Here is a 19,109-nt window from a genome sequence, read left to right as displayed (position 1 = left end):
GACCGTCAGGAGACGACCCATGGCCCCCGGAGATGTGACCCGCAGCGCGAGCCGCACCTTCGAACTGCTCGGCGCGATCACCGAGCAGGGCGGGTTGACGCTCGGCGACGCCGCGAAGGCGGCCGGTCTCGCCACCAGTACCGCGCTGCGCCTGATCCGCAGCATGGAGCAGAGCGAGTTCCTGGTCCGCGGCGACGACAACGTCTACCGGGCCGGGCCGCGACTTCTCCAGATCGGCGCCCGGGCGATCAGCGACAACCAGCTGCTGTCCCGGGCCCGGCCCGCGATGGTCGCGATCGCGGAGGAAACCCGCGAATCCACGTACCTGTCGACCCACGGCCCGAAGGGCACCGCCCTGTATCTCGCGCAGATCGAGGGCACCCACGCGATCCGGCACATGGGATGGGTGGGGCAGACGGTGCCGCTCCAGGGCACGGCCGTCGGCGCCGCGCTACTGGGCGACCTGCGCAGCGAGGGGTACGCGATCGCCCACGACACCATCGAGGACCACTCGACGGGTGTGGCGGCCCCGATCTACGACGCGGTGGGGCGGATCGTGGGCGCGCTGAGCGTCGTCGGGCCGACGTTCCGCCTCGACGACGCACTCTGCGCGCAGCACGGTCTGGTTCTCGTCGAGCGTTGCCGTGCGCTGTCGACCGAACTGGGCTCCCCGGCCCCGTGACCAGCGGTCAGCTGCCCATGCTGGTCCGGACCAACTCGCGGAACGTGAGGACCATCGGCTCGCGGGCCCGGCCGCGCCGGTAGATCAGCGAGAACGGCGCCTGATAACCGAACGACGCCGGCAGGATCGGACGCAGCCGGTTCCGGTCCACCCAGTACTCCGCGTAGTGCTCGGGCAGGTATCCGATGTACGCGCCGGACAGCACGAGGATGAGCTGCGCTTCCATGTTCTCCACCGTTGCCGAGGGTTGCGGGAACCCCTGGCGGGCGAGTTCCTGCTCGGACCAGTAGCCGCGGGTCACCATCCGCTGTTGCGTGATGACCTCCGGCGGCACCCGCTTCCTGCTGAACAGCGGGTGCTTGTCGCTGCAGTACAGCCAGTGCTGCTCCCGGTGCAGCGCCTGGGAGACGAGGCCGTTCATCGGTGAGGCGAACGCGCCGACCGCGACGTCGATGCGGTCGTCGAGCACGCCGACCTGCAGTTCGTGCGGCGTCTGGATCTTCAGGTCGAGGTAGACGGCGGGGTGGTCCTTGCTGAACACGCCGATCACGTCGGCGAGCGGCAGGGTGGCGTCGGTGACGGTGGAATCGAGAACCCCGATGGTGAGGGTTCCCCTGAGCTCCCCCTGCAGCGCGGCGCCGTAGCGTTCGAAGCCTTCGAGTTCGCCGAGGATGCGCAGGCATTCCTTGTGGTAGAGCTCGCCCTTGCTGGTGAGACCGAAGCCGCCGCGGCCGCGGTGGCACAGCACGATGCCGAGGTGGCGCTCGAGCTGGCTCATGTAGGTGCTGATCGCGGAGGCGGACAGTCCGAGTTCCTGCTGCGCGGGCGCGAACCCCTGGTGGCGGACGACGGCCGCGAAGATCTGGAGGAGCTTCAGATCGGGCAGCGAGCTGCGCATCGCACTCCTCCGGCGGGGTCGAAAACAGGGTGTGAGCTGGCTCGCACCATTACTTCACGATTTTCTGAAGTGATTATTTGTATCAAGTGATTTATTTCACGTCAATGTTCTCCTACCGTCTAGGGCAACGGTCTGACGAGACCGGCACCGACGGGACCACCGCGCCCGTCATCACCGATCCGCTAGGACACGTGAAGGACGCACCATGGACATCACCATCATCCTGATCTACCTGGGCGCAATGCTCGCGTTCGGCTGGTGGGGCAAACGCCGGGCGAGCAACTCCAGCGAATACCTCGTCGCCGGCCGCCGCCTCGGCGGATTCCTCTACACCAGCACGATGGCGGCGGTCGTCATCGGCGGCGCCTCCACCGTCGGTGGCGTCGGCCTCGGATACAAGTACGGCATCTCCGGAATGTGGCTGGTCGTATCGATCGCCGCCGGTGTCCTCCTGCTCAGCCTGCTCTTCGCCGCGCGAATCCAGCGCCTGAAGGTCTACACCGTCTCCGGGATGCTCAAACTCCGGTACGGCATCGACGCCACCGGGGCGTCCGGTCTCGTGATGATGGCCTACACCCTCATGCTCACCGTCACCTCCACGATCGCCTACGCCACCATCTTCAACGTGCTGTTCGGCTTCGACCGGACCCTGTCGGTGGTCCTCGGCGGCCTCATCGTCGTGGCCTACTCCGCGATGGGCGGCATGTGGTCGATCACGCTCACCGACGTCGTCCAGTTCGTCATCAAGACCATCGGCGTCTTCGTCCTGCTCCTCCCGTTCACGTGGAGCAAGGCGGGCGGGTACGCCGGCATCAAGGAGCGCGTGGGCGAACAGGCACTCGGGCTCGGCACCATCGGCACCGGCACCATCATCACGTTCTTCGTCGTCTACACACTCGGCATCCTCATCGGACAGGACATCTGGCAGCGGGTGTTCACCGCGAAGTCGCCGGAGGTCGCACGGTGGGGCGGCGTCACCGCCGGCGTCTACTGCCTGCTGTACGGCGTCGCGGGCGCACTGATCGGGCTGGCCGCGTCGGCCCTCATGCCCGACATCGGTTCGTCCGACGACGTGTACGCCGACGTCGCCGTCCATGTCCTGCCCGTCGGTCTCAGCGGCATCGTCCTCGCCGCCGCGGTGGCCGCGATGATGTCGACCGCGTCCGGCGCGCTGATCGCCACCGCCACGGTCGCCCGGCAGGACGTCCTTCCGCTGGTCGCCCAGATCTTCGGCCGCACACGCCCCGAACTGGACACGTCCGATCCGGAAGCCGACGTGCGCGGCAACCGCCTCTACGTGATCGTGATCGGCCTCGTCAGCATCGTGATCGCCGCGCTCATCAACGACATCGTCTCCGCGCTCACGATCGCCTACGACATCCTGGTCGGCGGGCTCCTCGTCCCCATCCTCGGTGGACTGGTCTGGAAGCGCGCCACGGGAACCGCGGCGATGGCGGCCATGGCAGTGGGCACCGTAGCGACCATCGCGACGATGTTCGTCGTCGGCGACGTCATGGCGAACGAGCCGGTGTACGTCGGACTCGTCAGCGCGCTGGTGGTGTTCGTGGCCACCAGCCTGTTCACCGCACCTACCCCGGCGAACGTGATGTCCGTGTGGAACGCGCGGGTGTCGGGAAAGGCCGAGGAAGACCCGGTACCGGTCCCGGCACCGATAGCCTGAGTGACACCGGCGCACGCGGGTGAGTGCGCACGAGCGGGAGGAAAGAACGTGCCGAAGATCGTCGACCACGACGAGCGGAGACTGGCGCTCGCCGACGCCGTCCTCGCGTTGATCGCCCGGGAGGGGATCTCCGCCGTCACCACGCGAGCGGTGGCGGAGGAGAGCGGGTGGTCGACCGGAGTGTTGAACCACTACTTCGGGTCCCGGCACGAACTGCTCCTCGCTGCGCTTCGCCGGGCCGGCGACATCCAGGGCGACCGGTACCGCACGATTCTCGACGAGGAGGGCGCCGGCCCGATCGAGAAGCTGCGGAACATCACCGCCAGCATCCTGCCGCTCGACGAACGCCGACTGGCGATGACCCGCGTGTTCCTGTTCTTCTACGCGGAGGGCGCGGCCGAGGAAACCGCGCGCGGTGAGATCGCGGCCTTCCTCGCCCGCTGGCGGGGCGTCGTGCGCGAGTCGGTCGTCGCCGCACAGCGGGAGGGCACCGTCTCCGCCGACCTCGACGCGGACGCCGTCACCGTCGCGCTGGTCGCGCTGACCGACGGTCTTGCATTACAGGCCATCCTGGATCCCGTTGTCATGGAAGCGATCAGCGCGGACGACGCGGCAGCCCGCTGCGTCGACGCCGCCGTGCGACGAACCACCGAAGAAGCAGGGGCAGTACGCAGATGACCGACCGCGTCGTCGTCCTCGACGACTTCATTCCGGCCGACGCACTGTCCGATTCGCTTGCCGCCGCAGGTATTTCCGCGGATGTCGTGCACCAGTCCGAGTTCCCGTCCGGCCCGGGCATCATCGCCCTGCTCGTGGGTCCGGAGACCACCGGACTCGAGCCGCGTCACCTGTCGGATCTCCCGGACCTGCGACTGTTGTCGGCCACGTCCGCCGGGTACGACCACCTGCCGGTGTCGGCGGCCCACGAACGCGGTCTCTGGGTCACGCGGGCAGTGGACTACTGCACCGAGGAGGTCGCGGATCATGCGCTCGCGCTCACCCTCGGACTGCTCCGATCCACTCACACCCTCGACCGCTCCGTGCATGCCGGCGGGTGGGACGTCACCGCCGCGCCGCCGCGGCGGATCGCGGGAACAGTGCTGGGCCTCTACGGCTTCGGCCGGATCGCCGGCGCTTTCGCACTGCGCGCCCGAGCCGTGGGGATGACCGTCCTCGTCAGCGGCCGCGGACTGGGCGACCGCGTAGGGGAACTGGCGGCCGAGGGTATCGAGGTGGTCGGGTTCGAGGACCTGCTGCGCCGTTCCGACGTGCTGAGCCTGCACGTTCCCCTGACTCCCGAGACGCAGGGTCTGATCGACGCCCGTGCGCTGTCGACGCTGAAGCGCGGCGGGTATCTGGTGAACGTCTCCCGTGGCGGGCTCGTCGACCACGACGCGCTCGGAGCCGCGCTGCGCGGTGGACACCTCGCCGGTGCGGCCGTCGATGTTCTTCCGAACGAACCTCCCGCACAGGACGATCCGATCCTGCACATCCCGAACCTCGTGATCACCCCGCACGCCGCGTGGTACTCACCGCAGGTCGCGCACACCCTGGCGCAGCAGTCGGCACGCAATGTCGCGGCGGTCCTGACCGGGGCATCCCCGGTGGGAGTCGTTGCCGCACCGGGGATGTGATCGCCCCTGCCAGTCCTCGTGAGCCGCCGTCAGTCCTTGTAGTCAGGGACGGTGCGGTCCAGCATCCGCAGCAGCGCCGCCCACGCCATCTCGTAGGCCTGATCGTCGGTGTAGTCGTCCGTGGCCTCGCCGGCGAACTGGCGGGCGGTGTGCTCGGCGATCTCGGGCGACGGAACGCGCAGTTCACCGGACGCCTGGGCAGCGATCTGGATGTCACACGCCTTCTCCAGATAGAACATTCGCAGAAACGCCTCGGCGGCGGATGCGCCCACGGTGAGCAGTCCGTGATTGCGCAGGATCATCGCGGGGTGGTCGCGGAGGTCCTCGACCAACCGCACACGTTCGGCCGTGTTGAGGGCGATGCCCTCGTAGTCGTGGTAGCCGACCCGGTTGTAGAACTCCATCGAGATCTGGTTCAGCGGCAGCAGTCCGTGCTCCTGCGCGGCCACCGCGCACCCGGCCTTCGTGTGGGTGTGCAGCACGCACTGCGCGTCCGGCCGGGCCTCGTGAATCGCGCCGTGGATCACGAACCCCGCAGGGTTGACGTGATATTCGGACGGTTCGACGAGTTCGCCGTCGAGTCCGATCTTCACCAGGTTGGAGGCGGTGATTTCTTCGAAGAGCAGACCGTACGGGTTGATGAGGAAATGATGTTCGGGCCCGGGAAGCCGGACCGAGACGTGCGTGAAGATGAGGTCGGTCATCTTGAAATGCGCGAGCAGGCGGTACACCGCCGCGAGTTCACGACGCAGTTCCGCCTCGGTCTTCGCCGGGCTCGTTCGGGCCTGCGACGTAACGGTGGGTGCACTCATGCGGGATCTCCTTGATCACCGAAGGGATTTCGGCTTAAATATATCAACTGATTTATTTACATGCCAGCGTTCTGCCGATCCCGTACCCTCCGCCTCTCCATCGGCGTTCTCGCCGAGCTTTCGCACGGGAAGCGCTCGTCGTGTGACCAGAATCACGATATGAGGCGGCCGCGTACGCGATTCGACGGGCGACCTCGCAGAACCGACGAGCGGCGGGCCCGCCGCGACGAACGGTCGCGGACGACGGGCAGTGGCGAACACCGGATGTGATCCGACGAACTTTCGGGTGTTCGGGTCACGCCACTCACTTCTACACTGGCCGCCGTGAGCCTCCAGATCAGTGATCCCGCGTCCCCGTTGCAGTCGAACCGGATACGACATTCGGCGTTTCAGCAGAAGGTGACGTCGGCGGAGGAAGCGGTGAAGGCCATCGGTCCGGGTGACACCGTCGCTGTCAGCGGTTTCGCCAGCGCAGGGACACCCAAGGCGGTCATCCCGGCCTTGGCTGACCGGATTCACTCCGCGCGCGCGGCCGGCGCGAATTTCACCATCGACTTGCTGACCGGGGCGTCCGTGTCGACGGAGACCGAGAAGATGCTCGCCGAGATCGACGGAATCGCCCTGCGGATGCCCTACCAGGCGGAATCCACGGCGCGGCAGAAGATCAACCAGGGGCGGATGGATTACGTCGACATCCACCTGTCGCACGTGGCGCAGCAGGTGTGGGAGGGCTACTACGGCGTGGTGAACGTCGCGGTCGTCGAGGTTTCCGGCATCACCGAGACCGGTGAGCTGATCCCCTCCGCGTCGGTCGGAAACAACAAGACGTGGCTCGACGTCGCGGAGAAAGTCATTCTCGAGGTCAACTCGTGGGTTCCGGACGCGATGGACGGTATCCACGACATCTACTACGGCACAGCGCTGCCCCCGCACCGCCGGCCGATCGAACTCACCGACGTCGAGGACCGCATCGGGCAACCGCATTACCGGGTGGACCCGGCCAAGGTTGTTGCGGTGGTGGAGACGAATGCCCCCGACAGTGCGAGTGCGCTGACGGCGCCGGATGCGGTCAGCGAGGCGATCGCGGCCCACGTGCTGGACTTCTTCGACCACGAGGTGAGGCGTGGCCGGCTCCCGGAGAACACCCTGCTGCCACTGCAGGCGGGCGTCGGAAACGTGGCCAATGCCGTGCTCGGCGGGCTCGATCGCGGCCCGTATCGGGGTTTGACCTGCTATTCCGAGGTCATCCAGGACGGGATGCTGCACTTGATCAAGCACGGCACCGTCCGGTTCGCGTCGGCTACCGCGCTGGCGCTCTCGGAGGCGGGGATCGAGGAGTTGACCTCCAACATCGACTTCTACCGGCAGCACATCCGGCTCCGTCCGCAGGAAATCAGCAACCACCCCGAGGTGGTCCGCCGATTGGGAATCATCGCGATGAACGGGATGTTGGAGGCCGACGTCTACGGGAACGTCAATTCGACGCACGTGATGGGCACCAAGATCATGAACGGCATCGGCGGTTCCGGGGACTTCGCGCGCAACGGGTACCTGTCGATGTTCCTCAGCCCGTCGACGGCGAAGAACGGGGCGATCTCGTCGATCGTCCCGATGACCCCGCACGTCGACCACACCGAACACGACACCCAGGTGCTGGTCACCGAGCAGGGCCTCGCCGACTTGCGGGGGTTGTCGCCGCGCCGGAGGGCACGGGTGATCATCGAGCGCTGTGCGCATCCGGAATTCCGGCCGCTGCTCACCGACTACGTCGAGCGGGCGACGGCCACCCCGGGAGCCGGCCAGACGCCGCACCTGCTCGGGGAGGCGTTCTCGTTCCACCAGCGGTACATCGAGTCCGGCTCGATGCGGCTCCAGGACGGTCCCGCCCGGTAGCCCGGACCCCCGGCAGAGCCGGACGCTGAGCGCGGCTCAGTCGAGCCGCCCACCCAGCATTCCGCGCAGCGAGCGCAGGCAGAGTTCACGTAGCTCACCCTCGGCGATCGACGGGTGATCGAGCCAGTCCATGCACACGGCGCGCACGAAGGCGATCCACCCGCGCACCGCGACGCCGACGAGTTCCCGTTCGCCGTCGGGGGGATCGAGCGCGTCGACGATGCGGCGCTGCTGGGCGTCGAGTTCCCGCTCGACGATGGCCCGGATGTCGGCGTCGGCCGACAGTGCGCCGTGGTTGATGGCCCGGACTCCGTGCCGGTGGCTCGCGACGTGCTCGAAGTACGCGTCGAGGCCGGCCGCGACCTGTTCCTCGACGGGGAGCGTGGAGTCGGGGGCCGTCACCTCGAGCAGTCGTTCGGATTCGCGTTCGACGATCGCGGCGAAGAAATCGCGCTTCGTCGGGAAGTAGTGGTACATCAATCCGCGCGACACCTCGGCGAGTTCCGCGACCTCCTCGATCCACACGTCCTCGTAGGGGCGGTCCGCGAACAGCCGCGCGCCGATGTCGAGCAACTGCGCCCGGCGCTGCTCCGGGGCGAGCCGTCGGCGGGCGCTGGTCATGCCAGTCACCGTACTGCTTGACACCGGTTCAGTAAGGCGTACCTTGCGTACTAGACATCAATTCAGTAACGCAGGCCACATCGACACGGGGGTCGACATGAGCGTCGAATCACTGCACACCACAGCGGAGGCGACCATCCCGCATCCTCGATGGCGGCTTCCCGTCGTCGGCGACGTCTTCGGGATCAGCATCCGCACTCCCGTGCAGAATTCGATGGAGATCGGCAGAAAGCTCGGGCCCATCTTCGAGCGCAACGTCCTCGGCAATCGGTTCGTATTCGCCTCCGGTGCCGACATGGTCGCGGAACTTTCCGACGAATCCCGGTTCGCGAAGCACCTGGCGCCCGGTGTCGCGTCGCTGCGTGAGGTGGGTGGCGACGGGTTGTTCACCGCCTACAACCACGAGCCGAACTGGAGCAAGGCGCACAACCTCCTCGCCCCGGCATTCACCAAATCCGCGATGCGGTCGTATCACCGCACGATGCTGGATGTCGCAGGCGAACTGGCGGAGCACTGGGACGAGCGGGTGGACGGCTCCCCCGTCGACGTCTCCTCCGACATGACGAAGCTGACGCTCGAGACCATCGGCCGCACCGGCTTCAGCTATTCCTTCGACTCGTTCAGACGCGAGCGGCCGCACCCCTTCGTGCAGGCGATGGTCGGAGCGCTGAGCCATTCGCAGCGCACCACGTTCGTGAAGTCCAGCGCGCTCGGGCGCCTGCTGATGCGACGGTCGGATCGACGCAACGTCGCCAACCTCGAACACATGGCCGAGGTCGTCGACGAGGTGATCCGTGCCCGTCGCGACAGCGCCGAGGCCGGCCCCGAGGACCTGCTCGAACTCATGCTGCGGGCAGCGCGGGAGGACGATCCCCATCGGATCGACGAGTTGAACATCCGCCACCAGGTGGTGACGTTCCTGGTCGCGGGGCACGAGACCACCTCCGGCGCACTGTCGTTCGCCCTGTACTATCTGTCGCGACATCCCGACGTCCTCGCGAAGGCGCAGGCGGAGGTCGACGCGGTCTGGGGCGACGAAGAGCCTGCGTTCGAGCAGATCGCGAAACTCCGCTACGTGCGCCGGGTGCTCGACGAATCGTTGCGGCTGTGGCCGACAGCCCCCGCGTACGGCAGGGAGGCGACCGTCGACACCACCCTCGTCGGCAAGTACCCGATGAAGGTTGGCGACTGGGTTCTCGTCCTCATCCCCGCCCTGCACCGCGACCCCGTGTGGGGTGACGATCCCGAGGCGTTCGACCCCGACCATTTCCTGCCCGAGCGCATCCGGTCCCGTCCCGCGCACGTGTACAAGCCGTTCGGGACCGGCGAGCGCGCCTGCATCGGACGACAGTTCGCCCTGCACGAGGCGGTCCTGGTTCTCGGCACGATCCTGCGTCGATACGACATCGTGGGCGACCCGAGCTATCGACTGAAGGTCACCGAGCGGCTCACCCTCATGCCCGAGGGCTTCACACTGCAGCTCCGCCGGCGCTGACCGGTCCCTTGACAGCCACAAAGTGAGAGTTACTATCAAAATATAGTAACTTCCTTTCGAGTGGAGCTGTCATGAGTGAAACGACGGTCATCGAAGTCGCCCCACGCCGCTGGTGGGCGCTCGGAGCCCTGTCCGTGGCCATGCTGACCATCGGTCTCGACATCACGGTCCTGACGGTGGCACTGCCGACACTGGCGGTCGATCTCGGAGCGGACAACTCGCAATTGCAGTGGTTCAGTTCCGCATACACGCTGGTCCTCGCGGCCGCACTGCTTCCTGCGGGTGCGCTCGGCGACCGGTACGGCCGCAAGAAACTCCTGCTCGGCGCCCTCGTCCTGTTCGGTGTCGCGTCGCTGCTCTGCAGTTACGCGACCACGTCGGGTCAACTGATCGCCGGACGCACCCTGCTGGGGCTGGGGGCCGCGGTGATGATGCCGCTGTCGATGGCGGTGCTGCCCGTGCTGTTCCCCGACGCTGGCGAACGGTCGCGGGCACTGACCATCTGGGTGACGTCCACCGCGATCGGCCTGCCCCTCGGCCCGATTCTCGGCGGGTGGTTGCTCGAAAACTTCTGGTGGGGATCGGTGTTCCTGATCAACGTGCCGCTGGTCGTCGTCGGCGCGATCGCCGTCGCGACCCTGGTCCCGGAATCGCGCAGCGAGGAGCAGTCGCCCACCGACTATCTCGGCGCCACACTGTCGTCATTCGGATTACTCTGCCTCACTTACGGTTTCATCAAGGCCGGCCAGGACGGCTGGGGCGACACACTGGCATTGACGTCGATCGCGGCGGCCGTGGTCGTGCTCGGACTGTTCGCGATGTGGGAGCGTCGGTCGCGTCATCCCCTGATCGACACGTCGCTGTTCGCCAGTCCCGGATTCCGCTGGGGCACGATCTTCACGACGCTGGTCAACTTCGGGATGTTCGGGCTGTTCTTCACGGTTCCGCAGTACTTCCAGGCCGTGCTCGGGGTCGACGCGCTGGGTAGCGGCCTCCGTCTGCTGCCGTTGATCGGCGGACTGCTGGTCGGCACCCGGCTCTGCGACCAACTGCTTCGGCGCGCCGGCGCCCGGCCGGTCATCGTCATCGGGTTCGCCCTCCTCACGGCGGGACTCGCGACCGGCGCCCTGACCTCCGTCGATTCCGCGTACTGGGTCACCGCGACATGGATCGCACTCGTCGGCGCGGGAATGGGTTTCGTGATGCCGGCGGCGATGGGTGCGGCCCTGGGCGCACTGTCGGCCGAACGGTCCGGTTCCGGCTCGGCGCTGATCCAGGCGCTGCGGCAGGCAGGCGGAACGATCGGGGTCGCGGTGCTGGGCACCGTGCTCGCCACCCGCTACCGGACCGAACTGGGCGCACTCGACGTGGATCCGGTCCGCGACGGCGTCAACGCCGGCGTCGCGGTGGCCGAGGCGACCGGCGACCCGTCGATGCTCGCGCAGGTCCAGGCGTCGTTCCTGTCCGGGATGGGGCTCATGCTGTGGGTGTGCGCGGGCATCTGCGCCGTCGCGATGGTGCTCGCAGCGCGGTTCACGCCCCGCGATACCCCGGCCCGGGAGCAGGATGAGTCAGAATCGGTACATGTCCATTGACGCTCGACCAGGCCTGCGGGAGCGGAAGAAGGCGCGCACCCGGCTGACCATCCGTTCCGAGGCGTTTCGGTTGTTCCGTGAACAGGGCTACGCCGAAACCACGATCGAGCAGATCGCGGAGGCGGCGGACGTGTCGCCGAGCACGTTCTTCCGCTACTTCCCCACCAAGGAACAACTGGTGCTCGCCGACGACCTCGACCCGGTCATGATCGAGGCGATCGAAGCGCAACCGCCGGACGTCCCGCTGATCACCGCATTCCGGAAGGCGGCCGAGTCCGTGTTGGCCGGCCTGTCCCAGGCAGACTTGGACTTCGAGCGGAAGCGTCAGGAACTGCTGTACTCGGTCCCGGAACTTCGCGGTGCCATCATGCAGGAAATGGTGCGCAGCATCGACATGATCGCGGGTGTCATGGCGCGCAGGGTCGGACGCACCGCCGACGACTTCGAGGTCCGCGCGCTCGCCGGGGCGATCGTCGGGGTCATCCTCGGTGTGGTCGATCTGCTTCCCGGTGATCTGCCACTCGCCCTGCGCGCACTGGAGTTCCTCGAGGACGGGTTGCCGCTCGGGCGTGCCACGTCGTAGACCCGGCAGGTCACGCGGTCGCGCGGGCGATGACCTCCGTCACGACGTGTTCCGCGATGGCGAGGGACGACGTCGCACCCGGTGAGGGCGCGTTCCGGACGTGAACGACGCGTCCCGCCCCGGTGATGACGAAGTCGTCCTCGAGGCTGCCGTCGGCGTTCATCGCCTGAGCGCGGATGCCCCGGGGTCCGCGGGTGACGTCGGAGCGGCGCACGTCGGGCACGTACTTCTGCGCCTCCTTCACGAACTGTCCCGTGCTGAAGACGGTGCGGGCCTCGCGGACTGCCGCCGCGGTGTTGTGCACGGCGAACCGCCAGAACCCGGGAAACCCGACCGCCGACATCACGTCCGACGCCGACCACCCCCGACGGTCGTATGCCTCCCGCCCGAAGGCGAGAAAGGCGTTCGGTCCGAGCATGATTCGCCCGTCGATCCTCTTGGTCAGGTGGACGCCGAGGAACGGGTACCGCGGGTCCGGAACCGGGTAGATCAGCCCCTTCACGAGCGAGGACCGCTCGGGCTCGAGCAGGAAGTAGTCGCCGAAGAAGGGCACCACCCGAGGTGATCGCGGTTCACCCGACATCAGTGCCACCCGGTCGGACTGCAGTCCCGCGCACGTGACCACCAGGTCGAAGGCCTCACGGCCCTGCCGGGTGGTGACCACCGTTTCCGCGGTCCGGCTGTCCAGGCCCACGACCTCCCGGCCGAGGAGGACGCGTCCGCCCGCGGCGGCGATGTCCGCGGCGAGAGCCTCCGCGACCGCCACGTAGTCGATGATCGCGGTGTGCGGCGAGTGCACGGCGGCGACGCCGCGTGCGTGCGGTTCGATCTCGGGGATCTCCTCCCCCGGGACCTTGCGGATGCCGGGGACGCCGTTGGCCACCGCTCTGTCGAAGATGGCGTCCATCCGCGCCACTTCGGACGAGTCGTGGGCGACCACCACTTTGCCGCATTCCTCGTAGGCCACACCCTTGTTCTCCGCGTACTGCTGCAGGAGGGTGACGCCACGGCGGCACAGGCGCGCTTTCAGGCTGCCCGGCGGGTAGTACAGGCCGGCGTGGACGACGCCGCTGTTGTGGCCGGTCTGGTGGGCCGCGACCCGCGATTCCTTCTCGAACAGCGTTACCTCGACGCTGTCCATCCGGTGCAGAAGTTCCCGGGCGACCGCCAGACCGATGATGCCGCCGCCGATGACGGCCGCACGAACCTTCGCCATGAGCACCCCTCCGTATACCGTTCTCGAGATATCATCGATGGTATGTCGACCACCCCTCGACGCACGTCTTTTCCCGGACTGGAGCACCTGTCCGATCGGCGTCGAGCGCTGCTGGACGAGCTCGTCAGCACTCGCCGCGAGCGCGGTCTGACGCAGACGGAGATCGCCGCCCACATGGGCACGTCGCAGTCGGCCGTGGCCCGGCTCGAACGCGGCGACGTCGACCCCCGCCTGTCGACGCTCGAACGGTATGCGGAGGCCGTGGGCCGGACGGTCGACTGGACGATCTCAGCGCACCGGGAGTCATCACCATGATCTGGCCACCACCCACCCCACCACCGGTCCCGCCGTTTCACACGCCCTGGCAGCCGGACCCCCTCCAGCCGCCCGCCCCGATGCCCGTCACGTCCGTGCCCGCTCCCGGTCCCGACTGGCTGGCCGAGCGCCTGTTCGACAAACGAATCGTGTCGCTGACCGGCCGACTCGACGCCGAGGCCACCAACCGCGCGGCGGCGTCGCTGGCATTGCTCGACGCCTCGGACGACGGGGAGGTCCAGCTATGGCTGCACGGCGTCGACGCCGACATCGACGCGGCCGCCACCCTCCTCGACACCCTCGACCTGATGGGCGTCCCGCTGCACGTCCACTGCCGCGGCGACGTTCGGGGAATGGCGATCGCCCTCCTCGCGCCCGCCGATCGCCGGACGTCGGCGTCGCACGCCACGTTCCACCTCCGCGAGCCGCAGACGTCCTGCGCCGGTCCGGCGTCGGACGTCGCCATCGCCGCGGAACATCACGAGCAGCAACTCCGGAGGCTGCAGCAGCGCATCGCCGACTCCTGCGGGCGTCCCGTCGACACGGTGATCGGTGACATGCGGAACCACCGGATCCTCACCGCCGACGAGGCGCGCGACTACGGGTTGATCGACGCCGTCACCGGCGCGCGCTCGGTCGACGGGGAGTAATCCGGCGGACGCACTCGTTGTCGGCTCCCGCCCACGAATTCGGGCGCAATTTCGAGTGCGCGAACCGAGGAAGGGTGCGGCTGTGCGGCTGGACGTCAACGGGCGGGCTCTTGCGCCCCGCACCTCGACGGGGGAATCATCCGAGGATGACGGTCGAACGATCGCGCATCACGGTCCACGGGGTCGTGCAGGGGGTCGGCTTCCGCCCGTTCGTCGCGCGACTGGCCGACGACCTGGGACTGCACGGCCACTGCGGCAACGACGACGTCAGCGTGTTCATCGAGATCGAGGGCAAGTCCGCGTCGGTGTCCGAGTTCGTGCGCCGGCTCCGCGCGGACGCGCCGCCGATGGCCGTGATCGTCGACGCGACCGCCCAGCCCGTTCCGGTGCGCGGGGACCAGTCGTTCCGGATCATCGACAGCCGGCACGTCCCCGGCGCGCGGACACTGGTGTCGCCGGACGTGGCGACGTGCGCGGATTGTCTTCGCGAACTGGCCGATCCGCACGATCGGCGGTACCGCCACCCGTTCGTCAACTGCACCAACTGCGGGCCGCGGTTCACGGTGATCACCGACCTGCCCTACGACCGGCCCAACACCACGATGGCCGAGTTCCCGCTGTGCGCGGCGTGCCTCGCCGAATACCGCGACCCCGCGGACCGACGGTTCCACGCCCAGCCGGTGTGCTGCCCCGACTGCGGTCCGCACCTGTTCGCCGAGATCGACCGGCACCGGATCTACGGGGACGACGCCGTCCTCACCGCGGTGCAGGGGGCGTTGCGGGACGGCCGGATCGTGGCGGTCAAGGGCCTCGGCGGGTTCCACCTCGTGTGCGATGCCGCCGACCCGACCGCCGTCGAGACTCTGCGGGCGCGCAAGCACCGCCCCGATAAACCGTTCGCGGTGATGACCGCGGACCTGTCCGTCGCCGCCGAGCTGTGCGAGATCTCCGAGCCCGAGAGCGCGCTGCTGCGACACGCGGCCCGGCCGATCCTGTTGCTGCGCAAGAAGAACACTGCGTCGATTGCCGACGGCATCGCGCCCGGGATCGACGACCTCGGGGTGATGCTCCCCTACACCCCGCTGCACCATCTCCTGTTCACCCGGACCCCCGGCAGCGACGTCGACCCACCGCGGGTGCTGGTCATGACGTCGGGCAACCTGAGCGGCGAACCCCTCTGTTTCGACAACGACGACGCCCGTACTCGATTGGCGGACATCGCCGACGTGTTCCTGATGCACGACCGCCGCATCGCGGTGCCCTGCGAGGATTCCGTCCTGGCGGTGGCGGCAGGGGCGGTACTGCCGATCCGCCGCTCGCGCGGGTTCGCACCGCTGCCGGTCGTGCTGCCTGCGCACGGCCCGGAGATCCTCGCGGTGGGCGCGGAGATCAAGAACACCTTCTGCCTGACCCGGCAGGACTACGCGTTCTGCTCGGCGCACCTCGGCGACATGGGCAGCCTGGAGAGTCAGCGCGCCTTCGAGACGTCGGTGCGGCAGTTGACGCATCTGCACGGCATCTCCCCGGAGGCCGTGGTCGCCGACCGGCACCCCGGATATTCGACGCACCACTGGGCCCGGCGCTACAGCGAGAGGACCGGCGTCCCCCTGCTCACCGTGCAGCACCACCACGCGCACGTCGCGTCGCTGATGGCCGAACACGGACTGGTCGGGACGACGGTGCTCGGTGTCGCGTTCGACGGGACCGGGTACGGCTGCGACACCACCGTGTGGGGCGGCGAACTCCTCCTGGTCGGCCCGAACATCCTCGACTCGAGGCGGGTGGGTCACGTCCAGCCCTTCTCACTGCCGGGCGGTGATGCCGCCGTCCGGAATCCGGTGCGGGTGGCGCTGGCTCTGCTGCACGAGTGCGGGATCACCGACGTCGACGGGCTGCCGTGCGTGGAGGCGGTCCCCTCGGCGGAGCGCGCGGCCGTGGAGTCCCAACTTCTGTCGGGTCTCGGTTGCGTCAGGACGACGAGCGCGGGCCGCCTGTTCGACGGCGTAGCGTCGCTGCTCGGGGTGCGGCATCGGATCACCTACGAGGCGCAGGCGGCCGTCGAACTCGAGGCCCTCGCCCGGACCGCCCCGCACCCGGCTCCCCTGGCCATGGACGTGGAGAACGACCAGCTCGAGCTGCCTCTTCTGGTGTCCGGACTGGTTGCCGGTCTCCGCGACGGGACCCCGCCCGCGGCGCTCGCACTCGGCTTCCACCATGCCCTCGCCGCCGCGACCGCCGATCTCGTCGACCGGGCCGCCACCGCGACCGGCGCGTCGACGATCGGACTCACCGGAGGAGTCTTTCAAAACCGTTTATTCCTCGCACTGGTGAGAGCACACTGGGAGAGCAGCGGTTATCGAGTCCTCACCCACCACCGGGTGCCTCCCAACGACGGAGGACTCTCCCTCGGCCAGGCGGTGATCGGTGCCGCGGCAACCATGCGCGGACCGTGACGTCGGCAGCCCCCGACCGGCCGGTCCGGGACGGGAGCTAGTGAATGACCACCACCGCAGAGGCGGGCGGGCACCTTGTCGACACCGATCTGTCTGCGGATCTCGCTGCCGCAGCATTGTCACTCGCCCGCAGATTCCATGACGGCGCCACGCTCTGGGTGATCTCACCCCAGTGGGAACCGCACGCCCATCACGTCGCCGTCGAATTCGTCCATCCCGTGATCATGGGTAAACGGGCGCTGCCGTCGGTGGCCCTCGTCGAACCCGATCCGGTGGCGCAGGCCCGGGTGGCGAGCAGGCCCGGCGACATCCTGCTGGCCGTGGCGTCGGCGAACGAGCCCGCCGTGGTCGACGCGATGCGCCGCGCACCGGCGTGGGGTGCGATGACGCTGTGGATCGGGGCGGGCGCCCGACCTCCGGCCGGTGCGGCGAACCACATCCTCTGGGTCGACTCGGACGACCCGATGGTGCCGGCCACCGGGCGGTTCGTCCTCATGTATCACCTGCTGTGGGAACTCACCCACGTCTGCTTCGAGCACTCGGGACTGCTGAAGCCCGACGCCGAGGAGTGCGACGAGACGGTCTGCGTCACGTGCAGCGACGAGGGCCGTCTCGGTGAGGTGGTGATCGAGCCGGCCGAACCGCTCGGACCCGCCCTGGTCCGCACCGCTGCGGGCGAGGAGTGGGTGGACGTCAGCGTCCTCGGCGACGTTCAGCCGAACGACCTCGTCCTGGTGCATGCGGGTGCCGCGATCACCAGACTCGACGACGCCGGGCAGGAGACGAACCGATGACGACGCACGATTCGGAAAGCACCAGCTTCCTCTACCCGTTTATCGACTCGGAGGAAACCGACGCCCAGAGCCTCCTCGACGACCTCGCCGCCTCCGCGCGGGGGAAGGCCGCCGAGAGCGCGCGCCTGCAGAAGGAGTCCCTCGACGAGTACGGCGACGGCCTGACCGCGGCCGGCATCGACATGGCCGACAGATTCCGTCGCGGCGGCCGGCTCTACACGTTCGGCAACGGCGGCAGCTCCACCGACGCCGCCACGCTCGCGTCGCTGTTCAGCCGTCCCGCCCGCGGACGGCCGGTGGCGGCGTGGTCGCTCGCCGCCGATCAGGCCGTGGTGACGGCGCTCGGCAACGACGTGGGTTTCGATCTGATCTTCAAGCGACAGATCATCGCGCACGCCCGGGACCGGGACGTCGCGATCGCACTGTCGACGTCGGGCAACTCCGACGATCTGATGACCGCGCTCACCGAGGCGAAACAGCGGGGGCTGCTGACCATCGGATTCGCCGGGCACGAGGGCGGCCGGATGGCGGCGATGGCGTCCGCCGGCGAACTCGACTTCTGCTACACCGTCCACTCGCAGAGCATCCACCGGATCCAGGAGAGCCACGCGATGCTCGGGTACCGGCTGTGGTCGGTGGCCCAGGAACACATGGCGCGGCCCGCTCCCAACTCCGTGGAGGCTTCATGAGCACCACCGAACCGACAACCTCGGCGGAACGGGAAGACCGGGTCCTCGAGCGGATCGACAAGTTCCGGCAACGCCGGCCGCGGCTGCTGGACGAGGTGGTGACCCTCGCTCACGGTGCGGGCGGGAAGTCGTCGGCGGCCCTCGTCGACGCGGTGTTCGTCGAGGCGTTCCGCAACGAGGAACTCGAGCAACTCGGTGACGCGGCCGCGCTCACCATGCCGTCGGGTGAGCGGCTCGCGTTCTCCACCGACTCGTACGTGGTTCAGCCACTGCGTTTTCCCGGCGGTTCCATCGGGCATCTCGCGGTGCACGGGACGGTGAACGATCTCGCCGTGTCCGGTGCGCGCCCGCGGTGGTTGTCGGCGGCGTTCGTCATCGAGGAGGGTTTCCCGATCGCCGAACTGCGGGAGATCGTCGCCGACATGAGCGAGGCGGCCGTCCTGTCCGGAGTGCAGATCGTCACCGGCGACACCAAGGTCGTCGGCAAGGGCGCCGCCGACGGCGTCTACATCTCCACCGCCGGTGTCGGTGTCATCCCGGAGGGCAGGCGGCTGTCGGCGGATCTCGTGCGCGCCGGCGACAAGGTGCTGTTGTCGGGAACCATCGGCGCCCACGGCATGGCGGTCATGCTCGCCCGCGGTGACCTGGCGATCGAGGCCGACATCGCCTCCGACACGGCCCCGGTGAACTCGTTGGTGGAGACGCTGCTGGACGCGGCACCGTCGACGCGGTGGATGCGAGACGCCACCCGCGGCGGCGTCGGCACCGTGTGCAACGAACTCGCTCACGCCTGCCAGCTCGCCGTGATCGTGGACGAGCAGTCCCTGCCCATCGAGCCGCAGGTGCTGGGCGCCTGCGACATGCTCGGCATCGACCCGCTGTACGTCGCGAACGAGGGGAAGTTCGTCGCGATCGTCGCGTCGGACGAGGCGGATGCGGCCGTCGCGGCGATGCGATCCCACCCGAGGGGAGCCGATGCCACCGTGGTGGGCGAGATCCTGGCCGAACCGCCGGGCATCGTCGCACTGCGAACCTCGTTCGGCGGCAGCCGGATCGTCGACATGCTCGTCGGCGACCCGCTCCCCCGAATCTGCTGAA

18 protein-coding genes are annotated in these 19,109 nt (G+C 68.3%); 14 read left to right on the top strand and 4 right to left on the bottom strand.

Annotated features, from left to right (window positions below):
* Positions 1 to 19: 19 nt before the first annotated feature.
* A complete protein-coding gene (locus QM806_RS21795; RefSeq protein ID WP_054246009.1) occupies positions 20 to 682 on the top strand; it encodes an IclR family transcriptional regulator in 663 nt (220 codons plus the stop codon).
* A 7-nt stretch (positions 683 to 689) separates the two neighbouring features.
* Here QM806_RS21795 and QM806_RS21790 read toward each other — a convergent pair whose 3' ends face one another.
* Positions 690 to 1,580: a LysR family transcriptional regulator gene (locus tag QM806_RS21790; protein ID WP_005571950.1), complete on the bottom strand. Its 891-nt coding sequence runs from the start codon at positions 1,578 to 1,580 to the stop codon at positions 690 to 692.
* 205 nt (positions 1,581 to 1,785) lie between these two features.
* On the opposite strand from QM806_RS21790, the gene QM806_RS21785 reads away from it, so the two are divergent.
* From QM806_RS21785 to QM806_RS21775, 3 genes are read left to right on the top strand one after another with little or no spacing between them, the layout of a single operon-like run.
* Positions 1,786 to 3,261, top strand: a complete 1,476-nt coding sequence (locus QM806_RS21785; RefSeq protein ID WP_005258664.1) for a sodium:solute symporter family protein — start codon at positions 1,786 to 1,788, stop codon at positions 3,259 to 3,261.
* 48 nt (positions 3,262 to 3,309) lie between these two features.
* Positions 3,310 to 3,939, top strand: a complete 630-nt coding sequence (locus QM806_RS21780) for a TetR/AcrR family transcriptional regulator (protein WP_120661333.1) — start codon at positions 3,310 to 3,312, stop codon at positions 3,937 to 3,939.
* Positions 3,936 to 4,895 (top strand): C-terminal binding protein, encoded by a 960-nt coding sequence (locus QM806_RS21775; protein WP_005571954.1) that lies wholly within the window; start codon positions 3,936 to 3,938, stop codon positions 4,893 to 4,895. The genes QM806_RS21780 and QM806_RS21775 overlap by 4 nt, the downstream gene beginning before the upstream one ends.
* 29 nt (positions 4,896 to 4,924) lie before the next feature.
* Here QM806_RS21775 and QM806_RS21770 read toward each other — a convergent pair whose 3' ends face one another.
* A complete protein-coding gene (locus QM806_RS21770) occupies positions 4,925 to 5,707 on the bottom strand; it encodes a class II aldolase/adducin family protein (RefSeq protein WP_005571956.1) in 783 nt (260 codons plus the stop codon).
* Positions 5,708 to 6,064: 357 nt separating this feature from the next.
* Between QM806_RS21770 and scpC the strand changes: the two genes are divergently transcribed.
* On the top strand, positions 6,065 to 7,600 hold the full coding sequence (gene scpC, locus QM806_RS21765) for a succinyl-CoA:acetate CoA-transferase ScpC (RefSeq protein WP_054246013.1): 1,536 nt from the start codon (positions 6,065 to 6,067) through the stop codon (positions 7,598 to 7,600).
* Positions 7,601 to 7,636: 36 nt separating this feature from the next.
* On the opposite strand, the gene QM806_RS21760 is transcribed toward scpC, so the two are convergent.
* Positions 7,637 to 8,221, bottom strand: coding sequence for a TetR/AcrR family transcriptional regulator (locus QM806_RS21760; RefSeq protein WP_005258658.1), 585 nt, complete (start codon positions 8,219 to 8,221; stop codon positions 7,637 to 7,639).
* Positions 8,222 to 8,318: 97 nt separating this feature from the next.
* Between QM806_RS21760 and QM806_RS21755 the strand changes: the two genes are divergently transcribed.
* From QM806_RS21755 to QM806_RS21745, 3 genes are all read left to right on the top strand, one after another.
* Positions 8,319 to 9,716 carry a cytochrome P450 gene (locus QM806_RS21755; protein WP_120659745.1) on the top strand — a complete coding sequence of 466 codons (1,398 nt, stop codon included), beginning with the start codon at positions 8,319 to 8,321 and terminating at the stop codon, positions 9,714 to 9,716.
* A gap of 71 nt (positions 9,717 to 9,787) precedes the next feature.
* Positions 9,788 to 11,311, top strand: a complete 1,524-nt coding sequence (locus QM806_RS21750) for an MFS transporter (RefSeq protein WP_120659746.1) — start codon at positions 9,788 to 9,790, stop codon at positions 11,309 to 11,311.
* Positions 11,301 to 11,894 carry an acyl-CoA-like ligand-binding transcription factor gene (locus tag QM806_RS21745; RefSeq protein ID WP_120659747.1) on the top strand — a complete coding sequence of 198 codons (594 nt, stop codon included), beginning with the start codon at positions 11,301 to 11,303 and terminating at the stop codon, positions 11,892 to 11,894. Before QM806_RS21750 ends, QM806_RS21745 begins: the two co-directional genes overlap by 11 nt.
* 10 nt (positions 11,895 to 11,904) lie before the next feature.
* Here the strand turns inward: QM806_RS21745 and lhgD are convergent, their stop codons facing one another.
* A complete protein-coding gene (lhgD, locus tag QM806_RS21740) occupies positions 11,905 to 13,110 on the bottom strand; it encodes an L-2-hydroxyglutarate dehydrogenase (RefSeq protein ID WP_133986063.1) in 1,206 nt (401 codons plus the stop codon).
* 42 nt (positions 13,111 to 13,152) lie between these two features.
* Here lhgD and QM806_RS21735 point away from each other — a divergent pair, with 42 nt between their 5' ends.
* The 6 genes from QM806_RS21735 (at position 13,153) to hypE (ending at position 19,108) form a co-directional block, all read left to right on the top strand.
* Positions 13,153 to 13,425: a helix-turn-helix domain-containing protein gene (locus tag QM806_RS21735; protein WP_005244633.1), complete on the top strand. Its 273-nt coding sequence runs from the start codon at positions 13,153 to 13,155 to the stop codon at positions 13,423 to 13,425.
* Positions 13,426 to 13,505: 80 nt separating this feature from the next.
* On the top strand, positions 13,506 to 14,075 hold the full coding sequence (locus tag QM806_RS21730) for an ATP-dependent Clp protease proteolytic subunit (protein WP_005566585.1): 570 nt from the start codon (positions 13,506 to 13,508) through the stop codon (positions 14,073 to 14,075).
* 146 nt (positions 14,076 to 14,221) lie between these two features.
* Entirely contained in the window at positions 14,222 to 16,528 is a 2,307-nt protein-coding gene (gene hypF / locus QM806_RS21725; protein ID WP_120659749.1) for a carbamoyltransferase HypF, read from the top strand.
* Positions 16,529 to 16,572: 44 nt separating this feature from the next.
* Complete coding sequence (locus tag QM806_RS21720) at positions 16,573 to 17,322, top strand: HypC/HybG/HupF family hydrogenase formation chaperone (protein ID WP_133986062.1); 750 nt, start codon at positions 16,573 to 16,575, stop codon at positions 17,320 to 17,322.
* On the top strand, positions 17,319 to 18,011 hold the full coding sequence (locus QM806_RS21715; RefSeq protein WP_120659751.1) for a D-sedoheptulose-7-phosphate isomerase: 693 nt from the start codon (positions 17,319 to 17,321) through the stop codon (positions 18,009 to 18,011). Before QM806_RS21720 ends, QM806_RS21715 begins: the two co-directional genes overlap by 4 nt.
* Positions 18,008 to 19,108, top strand: coding sequence for a hydrogenase expression/formation protein HypE (hypE, locus tag QM806_RS21710; protein ID WP_005566578.1), 1,101 nt, complete (start codon positions 18,008 to 18,010; stop codon positions 19,106 to 19,108). The genes QM806_RS21715 and hypE overlap by 4 nt, the downstream gene beginning before the upstream one ends.
* Position 19,109: the final 1 nt, after the last annotated feature.

It is taken from the genome of Rhodococcus sp. IEGM 1351, assembly GCF_030056875.1.
In the GTDB taxonomy this organism is placed as follows: Bacteria; Actinomycetota; Actinomycetes; order Mycobacteriales; family Mycobacteriaceae; genus Rhodococcus_F; species Rhodococcus_F opacus.
The sequence above is the reverse complement of the archived record's forward strand: the minus strand, read 5'-3'. Positions and strand labels throughout refer to the sequence as shown.